Source organism: Sphingomonas parapaucimobilis NBRC 15100 (assembly GCF_000787715.1).
In the GTDB taxonomy this organism is placed as follows: Bacteria; Pseudomonadota; Alphaproteobacteria; order Sphingomonadales; family Sphingomonadaceae; genus Sphingomonas; species Sphingomonas parapaucimobilis.
The window spans coordinates 1-14,251 of record NZ_BBPI01000072.1; the positions used below are offsets into that span (position 1 = coordinate 1).

Here is a 14,251-nt window from a genome sequence, read left to right on the forward strand (position 1 = left end):
CGAGGAAAATCCACCCTATCAGCGATTACACCCCTCCGTCAGGGCTGCGCCCTGCCACCTCCCCTTGCAGGGGAGGAAGGGGTCGGCCATTCGTCACCGTCGCTACGACAAAGTTGGAACATGACAGCTTTGTCATGTATTGATCCCGTATCGGCCCTGCCTGGTGCCGATAGACCACCGGTCAGCATGGGCCGGGGTCCCGCAGAAGGAGATGACGATGAACATGCTTTTGATTGCCGGGCTTGCGCTCGGTGGAGCGGTGGCATCGGACGGGGCGCTCGAACACCGCGTCCAGCTCGACCATCATTCGGGACCGGTCGCGGTCCGCTACAGCGCCGATATCGGCGTGACCCATAAGCAGATCGGCGCGGTGACGACCGGCGGTCGTCCCTCGACGCTGCGCTGCCTGTGGAGCGCCAATGTCACCGTCCACCGCGAAGCGCGCAGTGCCGGCGGCACGGCGCTGATGCGCAGCGCGGCACAGGACCGCGTGATCGAGGGCAGCCGCCCCGGCTGGTGCAGCACCAACCGCAGCGCCATCGCGCAGGACGTCGCCCGGCGTCACGACGCGGTGCGCGACCATCTTCAGGCCGTGGCGCAGGAAGACCATGGCCTGTTGCGTGCCGAGATGGATCGCCTCCATGCCGAGACGCGCGCCGGATGACCTTGCGTAACATTGTTCTGGCCGCCCTGCTGGGTGGCTCCATGGCCTCGCCGCTCCTCGCGCAGGAGCGGCCCGCGATCGGCGTCGAGGTGAACAGCGACGAGAATCGCCGGGGGCTGAGCTGGAGCGGGGGGCGGGTTTCGCCCTCCGCCGATATCTTTGCGACGAGCGGGCCGTTCGAGGCGAGCGGCCGCATCGTCGCACTGCGCGAATCGGACCGGCATGGCGGCGCGGGCGTGGTCGGCGACCTGACCCTTGGCGCCTCCACGATGCTAGGCCCGGTGACGATGCGCGGACACGTGACCGGGCATCTGTTCGGCGGGGCGGGCTTCAACGCCGATTATGTCGAACTGGGCGGGTCGGCGGCCTATACGCTGGGTCCGGTGCAAGTGAATGCTGGCGCGGACTATGCGCCGTCGCAAAGCGCGATCGGCGGCGACAATCTCTATCTTCATGCCGGGGCGCAGGCAGGGATTCCGGGCACGCCCTGGACGGTGCTGGCGGGTGTCGGCCATTCGACCGGCAAGACCGAAGACGCTTTTCGCGCCGCACGGCTTCGCCCCGGTGGGGACTATAGCGACTGGCGGGTCGGGGTGGAGCATGTCACCGGCCCGGTGACGCTGGGTCTGGACTATGTCGGGACCGATGTGTCGGAGCGGGCGGCGTCGGCCTTTGCGCTTGCCGATGCGCGGCATTCGGGGGACAGGATCGTCGGCCGGGTGCGGTTCGGGTTCTAAAAACGTCCCAACGCTGGCCACAAGCTCTCCCCTCCCGCAGGCGGGAGGGGATGGGGGAGGGCTTCTCCCCGGGCGGTGTCGCCCGTGGCATAGCCCCCACCCCAAACCCCTCCCCCCTGCCGGGAGGAGGGGCTTTCAGCGGAGGAGGGCTTTCAGAGCATTCCCTGTTCCCGCAGGCTGAGGACCTCGCCGCCTCCCAGGATCAGGTGATCGAGCAGCATCACGTCCAGCGCCGCCAACCCCTGCGCCAGCCGCCGGGTCAGCGCCAGGTCTGCCGCGCTGGGGCGGGTGTCGCCATCGGGGTGGTTGTGCGCGATCAGCACCGCACCGGCCCCCAGCAGGATCGCATCGCGGGCGATCCGGGCGACCGGAACCGTCACCGAATCGCTGTGCCCCGCGACATGGCGCAAGCCCAACAGCATCCGTTCCGAACCCAGATAGGCGATCCCCATCGCCTCGCCGCCGTCGCGATCCAATCCGGCGAACAGCGCCAGCGCATCCTGTCGCGTGCGGATCATCGGGGCAGGGCGGGGTAAGCGGTACACCGACGGAAGTGCCCGAATCGCGGCCCGGACGCAGCTTCATCCCGCGCCGATCCGGTTCGGCTTGGCTCCGGCCGCGCGCGGCGCTAGGCCCGGATCATGCGGCAATATCTCGATCTCATGGACCGGGTCCTGACCCAGGGCGTGCAGCAGATGGACCGGACCGGCACCGGCACGCTGTCGGTCTTCGGCCACCAGATGCGGTTCGACCTGGCCAAGGGCTTTCCGGCCCTGACCACCAAGAAGCTCCACCTGCGCTCGATCATCGTCGAACTTTTGTGGTTCCTGCGCGGCGACACCAATGTCAGCTGGTTGCACGAGCACAAGGTGAGCATCTGGGACGAATGGGCCGACGAGCAGGGCGATCTCGGCCCGGTCTATGGCAAGCAGTGGCGCGACTGGGCGACGGCGGATGGCCGCCATATCGACCAGATCGCCGAGCTGGTGGAACAGATCCGCACCCAGCCCGCCTCGCGTCGCCAGATCGTGTCCGCGTGGAACCCCGGCGACCTCCACGCCATGGCGCTGGCCCCGTGCCACTGCCTGTTCCAGACCCATGTCGCGAACGGCCGCCTGTCGCTGCAACTCTATCAGCGCTCGGCCGATATCTTTCTGGGCGTGCCGTTCAACATCGCCTCCTATGCGCTGCTGACCCATATGCTGGCGCAGCAATGCGATCTGGAGGTGGGCGAGTTCATCTGGACCGGCGGCGACTGCCACCTGTATCTGAACCATCTGGAGCAGGCCAAGACCCAGCTGGGCCGCGAGCCGGGCGCGCTGCCCCGCCTCGAAATCCTGCGCCGCCCCGACGCCATCGACGGCTATGAGCCAGAGGATTTCGTCCTCCACGACTATGTCGCGCAACCCCATATCAAGGCGCCGGTCGCGATATGATCACGCTGGTCCTTGCCCGCGCGCGAAACGGGGTGATCGGGCGCGATGGGGGGCTGCCCTGGCACCTGCCCGCCGACCTCAAGCGCTTCAAGGCGCTGACCATGGGCAAGCCGATGATCATGGGCCGCAAGACCTTCGACAGCTTTCCCGCGCCGCTGCCCGGGCGACGGCATATCGTCCTGACCCGCGACCATGACTGGAGCGCACCGGGCGCCGAGGTCGCGCACGACGTCGCGGGTGCGCTTGCGCTGGCGGGCGAGGGGCCGGTGGCGGTGATCGGCGGCGCGGAAATCTTCGACCTGTTCCGCGACATCGCCGATCGGGTGGAATTGACCGAAATCAATATCGACGCCGAGGGTGATACTGTTGTCGACGCGTTTTCAAGTTGGCGCGAAGTCGAGCGACAGGATCATCCCGCTGTCGATGGGCGCCCATCCTATTCCTTTGTGACGCTGGAGCGATAGCAGAAGGGCGCGGCCTTGGCCGCATCTGAACGGTTTGACGAAAAACCCCTCAACCTATCTTCATTTGTTGATACGATATCCGTAAACCCATGGTCGGATAAAGAATCGCGGCATCAACCGCATTCGTCTTGGCAGCGGGCAGTGTCGGATGATCATCGACGGGGGGAGTGCGCAGGGGTGTCGGACGGGCAGCGATCCGGTCGGCCTTCTCGACGCCAGTCACGAAGCGGTCGCGTTCCTCGATCGGCATCGACTGGCCCGGACCACCACCAGCTACGCGCTGGCGTTGCAGGCGATCCTCCACCCCTATGGCCCGCTCGGCGGAGAGGTCGCGCGGCGGACGGATGGCGGTGTTCGCCTGACCGAAGACGATGTCCGCGAGCTGATGCCGCTGGTCCGCGAGCATGAAGTGGCCGACCTGGGGCTCGGCCGGATCCAGATGGAGCAGGATCTGGGTGAACAGGCCGAGACGCTGGAGGCGCTGACTTCTGACGCCAGGGCGATCACCAGCGATTTCTCGGAACAGGTCATGGCGCTGTCCCATGCGCATCGCAGCAACGATGTCGGCCCCGACACCCGCGCCATCGCCACCCTGCTCGAACAGCTGATCGCCCGCATTTCCAAGACCGAACGCGACCTGGAGGAACTGGCCAGCAATATCGCGGGTCTGCGCTCCCGGATGGAGCCCGGCGAAACCGACGACCGCATCGACCCGCTGACCGGCGTGACCAGCCGGACGGGCGCGCGGGCGATGGTCGAGAGGCTGGCCAGCGAGCCGCATGGCTATGTGCTGGCGGCGTGCAGCCTGGACGATCTGGAGGGGATCAACGAACGTTACGGGCGCTCGGTCGCCGACAATGTGCTGCGCGCCTTCGTCGCCACGCTGCGCCAGGCGTGCGAGGGGACGGAGATCGTCCGCTGGCAGGGCAATCTGTTCCTCGTCGTGCTGCGCGGACGGCCATTGTCCACGCTGGCGGGCATGATGGAGGATGCGCGCGTCGCGATGCGCGAGCGGACGCTGCGGTTGCGCGGATCGGGGGAGCCGATCGGTGCGGTCACCATGTCGGGCGGTGTCGCGGTCGGCGTCGGCGTGCCGCTGGAGGAAACGCTGGCCCGCGCCGAGATGCTGCGCGATCTGGCCAGTGGCGGGCTGGGCAATCGCATCCTGTCGCGTGCCTAGCCAATTCGGCGCGGCCTGTTATAGCGCGGCCCATGCAGCGTGTTGACGGCGCGGGGCCTATCCCGGCGCATCTGGCGGGCGGAATCGTCGCGCTGGGCAATTTCGATGGTTTTCATCTGGGGCATCAGGCGGTGGTCGGTGCCGCCGTCGCACGCGCGCGGGCGGAAGGGCGGCCCGCGCTGGTCGCCACCTTCGATCCGCATCCGATCCGCTATTTCAGGCCCGACGCCGCGCCGTTCCGCCTGACCACGCTCGACCAGCGCGAACGGCTGTTCGCGGCGGCAGGGGTGGACGCGATGGTGGTGTTCCGCTTCGACGAGGAACTGGCGGCGCTGTCGGCCGAGGATTTCGTGCAGGCGCGGCTGCTCGCTGCGTTGCGGGTCGGCGGCGTGGTGACCGGCGAGGACTTCACCTTCGGTCGCGCGCGCAGCGGCGATGTGACGTCGCTGCGCGCCTGGGGCCGGGCGCATGGCTTTTCGACCGATGCGGTGGCGCCGGTGATGCTGGATGGCGAGACGATCTCGTCCAGCCGGATTCGCGCCGCGCTGATCGCGGGCGACCCGGAGACGGCGGCGCGGCTGCTGACCCGGCCCTACACCCTGCAAGGCGTGGTGCAGCATGGCGACAAGCTGGGCCGCACCATCGGCTATCCGACCGCCAATCTCGACATGGGCGAATATCTGCGCCCCGCCTACGGCATCTATGCGGTGCGCGGGCGGCTGGACGACGGGCGGGTTCTGGACGGCGCGGCCAATCTGGGCATCCGGCCCCAGTTCGATCCGCCCAAGGAATTGCTGGAGCCGCATTTCTTCGACTTCGACGGCGACCTTTACGGTCAACGCCTGACCGTCGAGCTGATCGACTATCTGCGGCCCGAGGCGAAGTTCGACTCGCTGGATGCCCTGGTCACGCAGATGGACGCCGATTGTCTCCGTGCGCGCCAGATACTTTCGTCGCATAATCCGGCATGACGTGTTAACCTAAAGTCGTTAAGGGCGTGTCCCCTATGAGCGACGCGCCCGATTACCGCGACACCGTCTTCCTGCCGAAGACCGATTTCCCCATGAAGGCGGGACTTGCCGCCAAGGAACCGGCGATCCTGGATCGCTGGGCCAGGATGGGGCTGTACGACCGCCTCCGCCGCGAGCGTAGCGGGCGCGAGCGGTTCATCCTGCATGACGGCCCGCCTTATGCGAATGGCGACATCCATATGGGCCATGCGCTGAACAAGGTGCTGAAGGACATCATCGTCCGCTCGCAGACCCTTATGGGCAAGGACGCGCCCTATGTCCCCGGCTGGGACTGCCACGGCCTGCCGATCGAGTGGAAGGTCGAGGAAGCCTATCGCGCCAAGAAGCTGAACAAGGACGAGGTGCCCGTCGCGCAGTTCCGCGCCGAGTGCCGCGCCTATGCCGACACCTGGGTCGGCACGCAGAAGGCGCAGTTCGAGCGGCTGGGCATCATGGGCGACTGGGCCAACCCGTACCTCACCATGACCTATGACGCCGAGGCGGTGATCGCGGGCGAGCTGCTGAAGTTCGCCGAATCGGGCCAGCTCTATCGCGGGGCCAAGCCGGTCATGTGGTCGCCGGTCGAAAAGACCGCGCTGGCCGAGGCCGAGGTCGAATATGAGGATATCGTCTCGACCCAGATCGATGTCGGGTTCGAGGTCGCGTCCTGCCCCGAATATCCCGATCTGGTCGGTGCGCTGGCGGTCATCTGGACGACGACCCCCTGGACGATCCCGGTCAACCAGGCGCTGAGCTATGGCGAGGCGATCGACTATCTGCACTTCGAGAGCGCGGGGCGTCGCTATCTCGTCGCCGAGCCGCTGCTGCCCGCCTTCACCAAGCGGACCGGCATCGCGATGGAAACCTTCATCGCGCTCGCCAAGGGGCCGGTGCTGGAGGGTGCGACGGCGCTCCACCCGATGCACAAGCTGGGCGGTTTCTTCGCCAAGCCCCGCCCATTCCTGGCGGGCGAGTTCGTTACCACCGAGGCGGGTACGGGCCTGGTCCATATGGCCCCCGACCACGGCGAGGACGACTTCCTGCTGTGCAAGGCGCACGGCATCGATCCGGTCTTCGCGGTGCAGGGCGACGGCACCTATCGCCCCGACTGGGCATGGCTGGGCGGCCAGGGCAGCGTCATCAACAAGAAGTTCGTCGCCGCCGACGGCCCGATCTGTTCGGACCTGCGCGAAACGGGCGCACTGCTGTCGGCTTCCGATGATTTCCAGCACAGCTATCCGCATAGCTGGCGGTCCAAGGCGAAGGTCATCTTCCGCGCCACGCCGCAATGGTTCATCCCGATGGACCGCGCCGACAGCTCGCTGATCCCCGATCTGGCGATGGCGAATGTCGACCCGATTTCGGGCGTGACGCCGCTGCTCACCGTGCCGCTGGGCAATGGCGCGACGCTGCGCCAGACCGCGCTCGACGCGATCGAGCGGACCCGTTGGGTGCCCGAGCGCAGCCGCAACCGTATCCGTTCGATGGTCGAGGGCCGCCCCGACTGGGTGATCAGCCGCCAGCGCGCCTGGGGCGTGCCGATCGCGCTCTATGTGAACCGCCAGACCGGCGAATATCTGACGGACAAGGCGGTCAACGCCCGCATCCTCGACGCCTTCCGCGCAGGCGGGGCGGATGCGTGGTTCACCGCCGATCACCAGATGCTGCTCGGGGCCGACTATAATCTGGCCGATTTCGAGCCGGTCAACGACATCCTCGACGTGTGGTTCGACTCCGGCTCGACCCATGCCTTCGTGATCGAGGCGCGGTACGGCGAGGGTACGCGCGCGAACCTGTATCTCGAAGGCTCGGACCAGCATCGTGGCTGGTTCCAGTCGTCGCTGCTCGAGTCGTGCGGCACGCGCGGCCGGGCACCCTATGACGCGGTGCTGACCCATGGCTTCGCGCTCGACGGGCAGGGGCGCAAAATGTCCAAGTCGCTGGGCAATGTCGTCGATCCGCTGAAGATCATCGGCGAGTCGGGCGCCGACATCCTGCGCATCTGGACCGCCTCGACCGATTATTTCGAGGATGTGCGCATCGGCAAGGAGGTGCTCGCCACCGCCTCGGACAGCTATCGCAAGCTGCGCAACACCTTCCGCTATATGCTCGGCGCGCTCGACGGGTTTACGGAAGAAGAGCGCATTTCGTTCGACGCGATGCCCGAGCTGGAACGTTACGTCCTCGCTCGCCTGACCGCGCTCGACACCGAGCTGCGGCGTGCGGCGGACGCGTTCGAGTTCAACCGCTATCTGCGCGCGCTGACCGATTTCGCGAATGAGGACCTGTCGGCCTTCTTCTTCGATATCCGCAAGGACTCGCTCTATTGCGACGCCGCGACCGATCCCAAGCGGCGCAGCTATCGCACCGTGCTCGACATCCTGTTCCACGCGCTGGTCCGCTATGCCGCGCCGATCCTGTGCTTTACCGCCGAGGAAGTGTGGCAGTCGCGCTTCCCGTCGGAGGATGGTTCGGTCCATCTGCTCGAATGGCCGGAATTGCCGCAGCTGGGCGAGGACGAGGCGCTGATGGCGCGGTGGACCGAGATTCGTGGGCTTCGCGCGCAAGTGACCGAGGCGATCGAGCCGCTGCGTCGCGAAAAGACCGTGCGCTCGTCCAACGAGGCCGAGGTGATGGTGCCGTCGCTGCCGCTCGAGCCGCACGCGCTGGCCGAGGCGTTCATCGTCGCGGACGTCGGCATGGCCGATACCGTCTCCGTCACCCGGACGGACAAGCACAAATGCGGCCGCTGCTGGCGTCATCTGCCCGATGTCGCGGCGGATGGGGAATTGTGCGGACGCTGCGCCGAGGTGGTCGCGCATGGCTAATCTGCCCAAGCGTGGACTGGTGACGGCGCTGGCGCTGTTCCTGGTCGATCAGGTCATCAAATGGGCGGTGACCGGGCCGATGGGCCTCCGGTCGTTGGGTGACGTGCGCGAGATCATGCCGATCTTCAACCTGCGTTTCGTGCCCAATTACGGCATTTCGCTGGGGCTGCTGACCGCCGACAGCAACGCGTCGCGCTGGGCGCTGGTCGCGATGACCGGGGCGATCGCGCTGGCGGTCGCCTTCTGGATGACGCGAGAGCGCAATCCGGTCGATCAGGTCGCACTCGGCTGCGTGCTCGGCGGGGCGCTGGGCAATATCATCGACCGGGTGCGTTTCGGTTATGTCGTCGACTTCGCCGATCTTCACTTCGGCGAGTGGCGTCCGTTTTTGGTCTTCAATGTCGCTGATGCAGCGATTACGATAGGCGTTCTGGTTCTGCTGGCGCGCGCGCTTCTCGTGCGCGACCGGCCCGCTCCCGTGGAGAAGAGCAATGCGTAAGTTGGTGCCCGTCATCGCAGGTCTGTCCTGCGCCGCGTTGCTGACGGGATGTGGGGCCGGGCGTGGCCTCGACCGGGCGCGCCCCGACGAATTCGCCGTCGCGCGCCAGCCCTCGCTGGTGATCCCGCCCGACTTCGCGCTGGTCCCGCCGCAGCCGGGCGCCGCGCCCGTCCAGACCCGCAGCGGCCAGCAGCAGACGCTGGATGCGCTGTTCGGCGGTCAGGCGGCGCGTAGCCAGTCGGAATATGGCCTGGTGCAGAATGCCGGTGCCGACAGCGCCGATGCGGGTATCCGCTCGTCGGTCGGCGATCCCGGCACCAACGTCGTCGACAAGGGTGCGACCACCCGCGACATCGTCGCCGCCCCCGAAGGCGACGGCCAGGACGCGCGCGCCGCGACCAAGTGACGCCGGGCGAGTGTTAGGGAAAGGGCCGGGGGCGGATCGCCTTCCCGGCCCTTTTTCATTGGGCATCGATTGGGCTGATGCACCCCTCCCCTTCAGGGGAGGCGCCGGGGGTGGGGCGCTTGCGCAAGCATAGTGTTCGTGGCGGTGCCCAACCCCAACCCCTCCCCTGAAGGGGAGGGGCTAAGCTTGGGTCAGACTCATGTCCTGCCGCTTCACATACCAGGCACCGGCGCGCCGCCTTCGCCACCTGCGCTGGGCGCGGGTTCGGGCGTGATCTTGAACCGCACCCGGTCGACGCAGCCGGTATAGCCCTGTTGGCTGGCGGGCAATTTCGCATCGCGGATCATCGCCAGCGCCTGCTCGCCAAAGCCGTCCGCCGGTTGGGCGGCGATGACCCTCAGATTGCCCGTCTGGCCCCAGGGTGCGACGTCGTAGCCGATGACCGCCCAGCCCTCGATCGAGCGGCGGCGATAGGGTTCGGGGAAGCGCAGTTGCGGCGGCACGGCCCAGCCATGCTCGTCGGGGCAGTTGCCCGCGAGCTTGGTGGCGCGGATCGCCTCGGGCATGTCGGGGGCGGGCAGCTTCGCTGCCGCGCGCCAATAGGGATAGAGGCAGCCGCTCCTCGCACCCTTGGTAAAGCGGGATTCGCGGATGGCCTTCAACGCGGCGGCATCCAGCGCGCGATTGCCTGTCCCCGCCAGCAGCGCGGCTCCGCGCGTCCGCCCGCCCGCATCGACGTCATAACGGATCATCGACCAGTCCTGCACGCCGGGCGTTGCGGGAATGGTCGCAAAATCGGGGAAGTGCCGTTCGAGCGGTTGCGGCTGAGGATTGGTCAGGCAGTCGCCGCCCGCATCGCGAATCCGCTGCCAGCCCTCCTCGGGCAGCGGCCCCGTGACGGGATGGACGGTATAGGCCATCAGCTCCAGCCCATCCGCCCCCGCCAGCGCGCTGCTGCGCATCATATAGGTGACGGTGCAATCCTGCTGCGGGGCCTGGGGGGCGAAGCGGCTGGCGGCGAGGGCGGGTTCTACATCCTCGGACAGCGGCACGAAGCCCGTCGTCTCGCGGGTCAGCGAGACCGGGCGGCCGGTCGGATCGATCGCGAAATGCAGGGTCATCGCGTTCTGCGTGGCATTGCCGACCCAGCCGAGCTGATTCCAGGGCCGCCGGATCGGCTGTCCCGTCACCGGCACGCCGTGGCAGCGTATCTCGCCCGGCACCCACTGGACCAGCACCCGGCCCGAGCTGCCGGGCTTTGTCGGCGCGATGGGGAGCGCGTTCTGGAGCGACGAGGCCGCAGCGGACGGAACGACCAGCGCGGGCAACAGAGCGAGGGACAGGGCAGCGTGGCGGAACCGGATCATCGAACGCACTCCACGACGAGAGGGCGTCAGCTTAGGCGCGTCTTCGGCCCGAGGCGAGGGGGCTTTCTTGCCGCTGCCATGGAAAAGAGCGGCGCCGTCACCGGCACCGCCCCTTCACCCCCGAAAAGCCATTATATCCTTTAGAAAGCGGCGGTCAGCGAGAACACCACCGTCGCATCCGAGATCGAGGCGCCCCCCGGCACCTGACCCTGCGAGAAGTTCGGCTGGATATAGGCCGCCTTCGACTTGGTGATGTCGGTGTCGACATACGACACGTTGAAGGTCAGGTTCTTGTATGCCGCGACATCGGCACCCAGCGACCAGTCCCAATAGCTGCCGGTCGGCGACAGGCTGGTGCCGTTGGGGCCGAGGCCCGGATTGCCCTTGGAATAGCCGATATGCGCCTTGGCGGTGATCGGCGTGCCCGGGATCGCGGCGGCGCCGTCGCCGGTCAGGTAGACGTTGTCCCAACGCTGGCCCCGGCTGTACGAGGTGTTGGAGAAGTTGCCGAGCGAGGTCTGCTTGGGCGCGTAATAGGCCCCGGCGGTCAGCGTCGCGGGGCCAGCGGTGCCCGACAGGCGGCCGAAGAATTCGACCACGTCGGTCTCGGACGCGCCGCCCGGATAGGTGTACCAGGTCACGCCCGCATCGACGGTCGCGGTGCCGTATGTGTGCTTGTACCCGGCAATGCCGTCCAGCTCCATATTGGCGCCGCCGAACGTGCCCCAGCCCGCCAGGTTCGACGCGAAGGTGCCGATATAGAAGCCGCTTTCATGCGCGACGGTCAGCGCGGCCTGGACGGCCGCGTTCTTGTTGGTCTGCGACACGCCGCGAAGGCGATAGTCGGTCAGGATCGAAGCGCTGCCGCTGACCGTGATCGGTGAGGGCGGCGCGGTATCCGCACTGCTGTCCTGCGCAAAGGCGGGCGTCGCGGCGACCAGCGAGAGGCCGCCAAGGAGGATCGTGGAGAAGCGCATCGTTTCCCTTTCAAACGGAAATTCGATGTTCTCACCTGCAAGCTTGCATCGGTGCGGCCTCTGTATGTCGGGTGAACCCGGCGGACCGTCTGCCTTGGCAAGTCATGAAAGATTGGCAGGCCGTGGTGCGCTGCACAAGTATAATCGAACATGGACTGATGCTCGGGGGACGCGATGTTGCGCAAATAACACAGATCAGGTGTCGAGATTCTCGTGTCGCATCCCCGTGGGCAGCGAGCGGATATGGATGTCGCGCTGGGGATAGGGCAGGCCGATGCCATGGTCCTTGAACAGGAACCACAGGCGGTTGAGCACGTCGGATCGGACATTGCCGACACCGCTTTCCGGGTCGCTGATCCACGCCAATATCTCATGCTGAAGCGAATAGTCGCCGAAGCTCATCAGCCAGACGGTCGGCTTGGGGCTTTTCAGGACACGCGGCGATTCGTTGGCGGCGCGCAGCATCAGTTCCTGCGCGAGGCGCAGGTCATTGTCATAGGCGATGGAGACCGGGATGCGGACGCGGACGTTGCGGTCGGAATAGGACCAGTTCTCCACCTCCTGCGTCATCAGATTCTCGTTGGGGATCAGATGCTCCTTGCCGTCGCGGGTGATGATCGACACGGCGCGCACGCCGATCTTGTTCACCCAGCCGATCTCGTTCTGGAGCGCGATGACGTCGCCCGGCTTGATCGAGCGGTCCATCAGCAGGATGATCCCGGCGATCAGATTGCCGATCGTCTTCTGCAAGCCGAAGCCGATCGCCAGGCCGAACCCGCCCGAGAACAGCGCCAGGCTGGTCAGGTCGATCTCCAGCAAATCCATCGCGAAGAAGAAGGCGAGGACGACGATGGCGATGCTGGCGAGCTTTTGGGCCAGCAGCTTCTGCGTCGGGTCCAGCCCGCGGGCATGGCCGATCCATTGCTCGGTGATCCGGGTGACGGCGCGGGTGACGGCCAGGATCGCGACCACCGTGACCAGCATCGTCACCAGCAGCATGACCGAAAATCGCCGCGAGCCGACGGTAAAGCCGATCTGCTCTGCCAGGCGACTGACCGGCTCCAGCCCGCCGATCTCGCGGCTGAACAGCGCCACGAAACAGACGGTGGCGAAGACCCAGGCCAGCCAGCGCGGCAGGTTCAGCCCGCGCAGCAGCTGGAACCCGGCGCGCGCCACCGACGCGCCCAGCGCCAGCCCGATGGGAACCCCCGCCAGCGACTCCCAGGGCCAGATCGCGCCCAGCGTCATCAACAGGAAAGCGGCGGTGCCATGCCGGGTGATCGCGCAGATTCGCGCGTGCAGCGTCTCGCCCTTGGCGATGGCGAAACGCTGCACCATCGCGGCGATGGGCGGGCCGAGCCTGCGCCCCGCGATCACCCCGCCCGCCAGCATGGCGAGCGTCAGGACCGACGCGACCGCCGCCTCCATGGCCTCGGCGCGGGTCGGCAGTTCGATGCCGCTCGCCTGAAGCCATTCGAACAGCGTCATCCGCGCGCGGCCCGGAAGCGGGAAAGCCCCCGATCGAGATCGGCGATCAGGTCGTCCGTATCCTCCAGCCCGATCTGAAGCCGGATCAGCGGCCCGGCGAAGTCGCGGCTGGTCACGCTGCGATAGCGATGCGGGTCGGCGGGGATGGCCAGGCTCTCATAGCCGCCCCAGCTGAACCCGAGCCCGAAATGGGCAAGGCCATCGAGCATCGCGGTGCGCGCGGCGTCGTTGCCGCCGTCGAGGACGAAGGCGAACAGCCCGCTCGATCCCAGGAAGTCGCGCGCGAAGACCTCATGGCCGGGGCAGGAGGGCAAAGCCGGGTGCAGCACCTGCGCCACGCCCGGCTGCTCGGCCAGCCACCGGGCGATGGCCAGCGCGCTCTGCTGATGCTGGGCGAGGCGCACGCCCATGGTGCGCAGGCCCCGGCTGCCCAGATAGGCGTCGTCGGGGCTGGCGACCTGACCCAGCTGGAAACTCGTGTCGCGCAAGGCCGCCCAGTGCGAGGGCGCGGCCGTCACCGACCCCAGCATCGCGTCGGAATGGCCGACGATATATTTGGTGCAGGCGAGAACCGTCAGGTCGACGCCCTTCTCGATGGCGGGGAAGAAGAGCGGCGTCGCCCAGGTATTGTCGAGGATCGTCGTGATGCCCTTGGCCTTGGCCACGCCGACGATGGCGGGAATGTCCTGCACCTCGAAGGTCAGCGAGCCGGGGCTTTCGAGGAAGATCGCGCGGGTCGCCGGGCCGATCAGATCGGCGATGCCGGACCCGACCAGCGGATCGTAGAAGCGCGTCGTGATCCCCATCCGCGCCAGCAGCCCGGTCGCCAGCCCGCGCGTCGGGTCATAGGCGCTGTCGACCAGCAGCAGCTCGTCGCCCGGCGACAGCACCGACAGCAGCGCCGCCGCGATCGCCGCCACGCCCGAGGGATAGAGGAAGGTCGCCTCCGCCCCCGGCTCCAGGCTGGTCAGCGCATCGGCCAGCGACCATTGGGTCGGCAGGCCTTTGCGGCCGTAGAACAGCTTCTCGTGCAGATCGCCCGCGCCGGTGGCGCGCATATGCGCGACATTGTCGTAGAGTACGGTCGAGCCGCGCCAGACGGGGACGTTGACCACGCCTTTGGTCCATTCCGTGCGGCGGCCCGCCTGGACCAGACGGGTGGCGGGCTTGATGGGCAGGTCGTCGTCGGTCATCG

14 protein-coding genes are annotated in these 14,251 nt (G+C 67.3%); 9 read left to right on the forward strand and 5 right to left on the reverse strand.

Annotation, left to right across the window (positions count from 1 at the left end; translation table 11 throughout):
- The first annotated feature begins 217 nt into the window (after positions 1-217).
- Entirely contained in the window at positions 218-664 is a 447-nt protein-coding gene (locus SP5_RS13410; protein ID WP_157013737.1) for a hypothetical protein, read from the forward strand.
- Positions 661-1,401, forward strand: a complete 741-nt coding sequence (locus SP5_RS13415) for a TorF family putative porin (RefSeq protein WP_042489668.1) — start codon at positions 661-663, stop codon at positions 1,399-1,401. Before SP5_RS13410 ends, SP5_RS13415 begins: the two co-directional genes overlap by 4 nt.
- 152 nt (positions 1,402-1,553) lie before the next feature.
- Here the strand turns inward: SP5_RS13415 and SP5_RS13420 are convergent, their stop codons facing one another.
- The gene (locus SP5_RS13420; RefSeq protein ID WP_042489670.1) at positions 1,554-1,919 is read right to left on the reverse strand and encodes a JAB domain-containing protein; all 366 of its coding nucleotides are present in this window, start codon (positions 1,917-1,919) and stop codon (positions 1,554-1,556) included.
- Between the two features lie 123 nt (positions 1,920-2,042).
- On the opposite strand from SP5_RS13420, the gene SP5_RS13425 reads away from it, so the two are divergent.
- From SP5_RS13425 to SP5_RS13455, 7 genes are all read left to right on the forward strand, one after another.
- A complete protein-coding gene (locus SP5_RS13425) occupies positions 2,043-2,837 on the forward strand; it encodes a thymidylate synthase (protein ID WP_042489671.1) in 795 nt (264 codons plus the stop codon).
- Complete coding sequence (locus SP5_RS13430; RefSeq protein WP_042489673.1) at positions 2,834-3,301, forward strand: dihydrofolate reductase; 468 nt, start codon at positions 2,834-2,836, stop codon at positions 3,299-3,301. The genes SP5_RS13425 and SP5_RS13430 overlap by 4 nt, the downstream gene beginning before the upstream one ends.
- Before the next feature lie 148 nt (positions 3,302-3,449).
- Positions 3,450-4,481 carry a GGDEF domain-containing protein gene (locus SP5_RS13435; protein WP_042489675.1) on the forward strand — a complete coding sequence of 344 codons (1,032 nt, stop codon included), beginning with the start codon at positions 3,450-3,452 and terminating at the stop codon, positions 4,479-4,481.
- 32 nt (positions 4,482-4,513) lie between these two features.
- Positions 4,514-5,452 (forward strand): bifunctional riboflavin kinase/FAD synthetase, encoded by a 939-nt coding sequence (locus SP5_RS13440; RefSeq protein WP_042489676.1) that lies wholly within the window; start codon positions 4,514-4,516, stop codon positions 5,450-5,452.
- 35 nt (positions 5,453-5,487) lie between these two features.
- Positions 5,488-8,319: an isoleucine--tRNA ligase gene (gene ileS, locus SP5_RS13445; protein ID WP_042489678.1), complete on the forward strand. Its 2,832-nt coding sequence runs from the start codon at positions 5,488-5,490 to the stop codon at positions 8,317-8,319.
- Positions 8,312-8,818: a signal peptidase II gene (gene lspA / locus SP5_RS13450; RefSeq protein ID WP_042489681.1), complete on the forward strand. Its 507-nt coding sequence runs from the start codon at positions 8,312-8,314 to the stop codon at positions 8,816-8,818. Before ileS ends, lspA begins: the two co-directional genes overlap by 8 nt.
- Entirely contained in the window at positions 8,811-9,224 is a 414-nt protein-coding gene (locus SP5_RS13455) for a DUF3035 domain-containing protein (RefSeq protein WP_042489683.1), read from the forward strand. The genes lspA and SP5_RS13455 overlap by 8 nt, the downstream gene beginning before the upstream one ends.
- A 212-nt stretch (positions 9,225-9,436) precedes the next feature.
- Here SP5_RS13455 and SP5_RS13460 read toward each other — a convergent pair whose 3' ends face one another.
- From SP5_RS13460 to metC, 4 genes are all read right to left on the reverse strand, one after another.
- Positions 9,437-10,591 carry an energy transducer TonB gene (locus SP5_RS13460; protein ID WP_245613499.1) on the reverse strand — a complete coding sequence of 385 codons (1,155 nt, stop codon included), beginning with the start codon at positions 10,589-10,591 and terminating at the stop codon, positions 9,437-9,439.
- A 140-nt stretch (positions 10,592-10,731) separates the two neighbouring features.
- Entirely contained in the window at positions 10,732-11,568 is an 837-nt protein-coding gene (locus tag SP5_RS13465) for a TorF family putative porin (RefSeq protein ID WP_042489685.1), read from the reverse strand.
- A gap of 195 nt (positions 11,569-11,763) precedes the next feature.
- On the reverse strand, positions 11,764-13,056 hold the full coding sequence (locus tag SP5_RS13470) for a mechanosensitive ion channel family protein (RefSeq protein ID WP_042489688.1): 1,293 nt from the start codon (positions 13,054-13,056) through the stop codon (positions 11,764-11,766).
- Positions 13,053-14,249: a cystathionine beta-lyase gene (metC, locus tag SP5_RS13475; RefSeq protein WP_042489689.1), complete on the reverse strand. Its 1,197-nt coding sequence runs from the start codon at positions 14,247-14,249 to the stop codon at positions 13,053-13,055. Before metC ends, SP5_RS13470 begins: the two co-directional genes overlap by 4 nt.
- Positions 14,250-14,251: the final 2 nt, after the last annotated feature.

Bases quoted from the DNA above. Each gene is read 5' to 3' on its own strand.
- SP5_RS13465 (WP_042489685.1), bottom strand. From the start codon at position 11,568: ATGCGCTTCTCCACGATCCTCCTTGGCGGCCTCTCGCTGGTCGCCGCG.
- SP5_RS13410 (WP_157013737.1), top strand. From the start codon at position 218: ATGAACATGCTTTTGATTGCCGGGCTTGCGCTCGGTGGAGCGGTGGCA.
- SP5_RS13440 (WP_042489676.1), top strand. From the start codon at position 4,514: ATGCAGCGTGTTGACGGCGCGGGGCCTATCCCGGCGCATCTGGCGGGC.
- metC (WP_042489689.1), bottom strand. From the start codon at position 14,249: ATGACCGACGACGACCTGCCCATCAAGCCCGCCACCCGTCTGGTCCAG.
- SP5_RS13415 (WP_042489668.1), top strand. From the start codon at position 661: ATGACCTTGCGTAACATTGTTCTGGCCGCCCTGCTGGGTGGCTCCATG.
- lspA (WP_042489681.1), top strand. From the start codon at position 8,312: ATGGCTAATCTGCCCAAGCGTGGACTGGTGACGGCGCTGGCGCTGTTC.
- SP5_RS13460 (WP_245613499.1), bottom strand. From the start codon at position 10,591: ATGATCCGGTTCCGCCACGCTGCCCTGTCCCTCGCTCTGTTGCCCGCG.
- SP5_RS13435 (WP_042489675.1), top strand. From the start codon at position 3,450: ATGATCATCGACGGGGGGAGTGCGCAGGGGTGTCGGACGGGCAGCGAT.
- ileS (WP_042489678.1), top strand. From the start codon at position 5,488: ATGAGCGACGCGCCCGATTACCGCGACACCGTCTTCCTGCCGAAGACC.
- SP5_RS13455 (WP_042489683.1), top strand. From the start codon at position 8,811: ATGCGTAAGTTGGTGCCCGTCATCGCAGGTCTGTCCTGCGCCGCGTTG.
- SP5_RS13470 (WP_042489688.1), bottom strand. From the start codon at position 13,056: ATGACGCTGTTCGAATGGCTTCAGGCGAGCGGCATCGAACTGCCGACC.
- SP5_RS13430 (WP_042489673.1), top strand. From the start codon at position 2,834: ATGATCACGCTGGTCCTTGCCCGCGCGCGAAACGGGGTGATCGGGCGC.
- SP5_RS13420 (WP_042489670.1), bottom strand. From the start codon at position 1,919: ATGATCCGCACGCGACAGGATGCGCTGGCGCTGTTCGCCGGATTGGAT.
- SP5_RS13425 (WP_042489671.1), top strand. From the start codon at position 2,043: ATGCGGCAATATCTCGATCTCATGGACCGGGTCCTGACCCAGGGCGTG.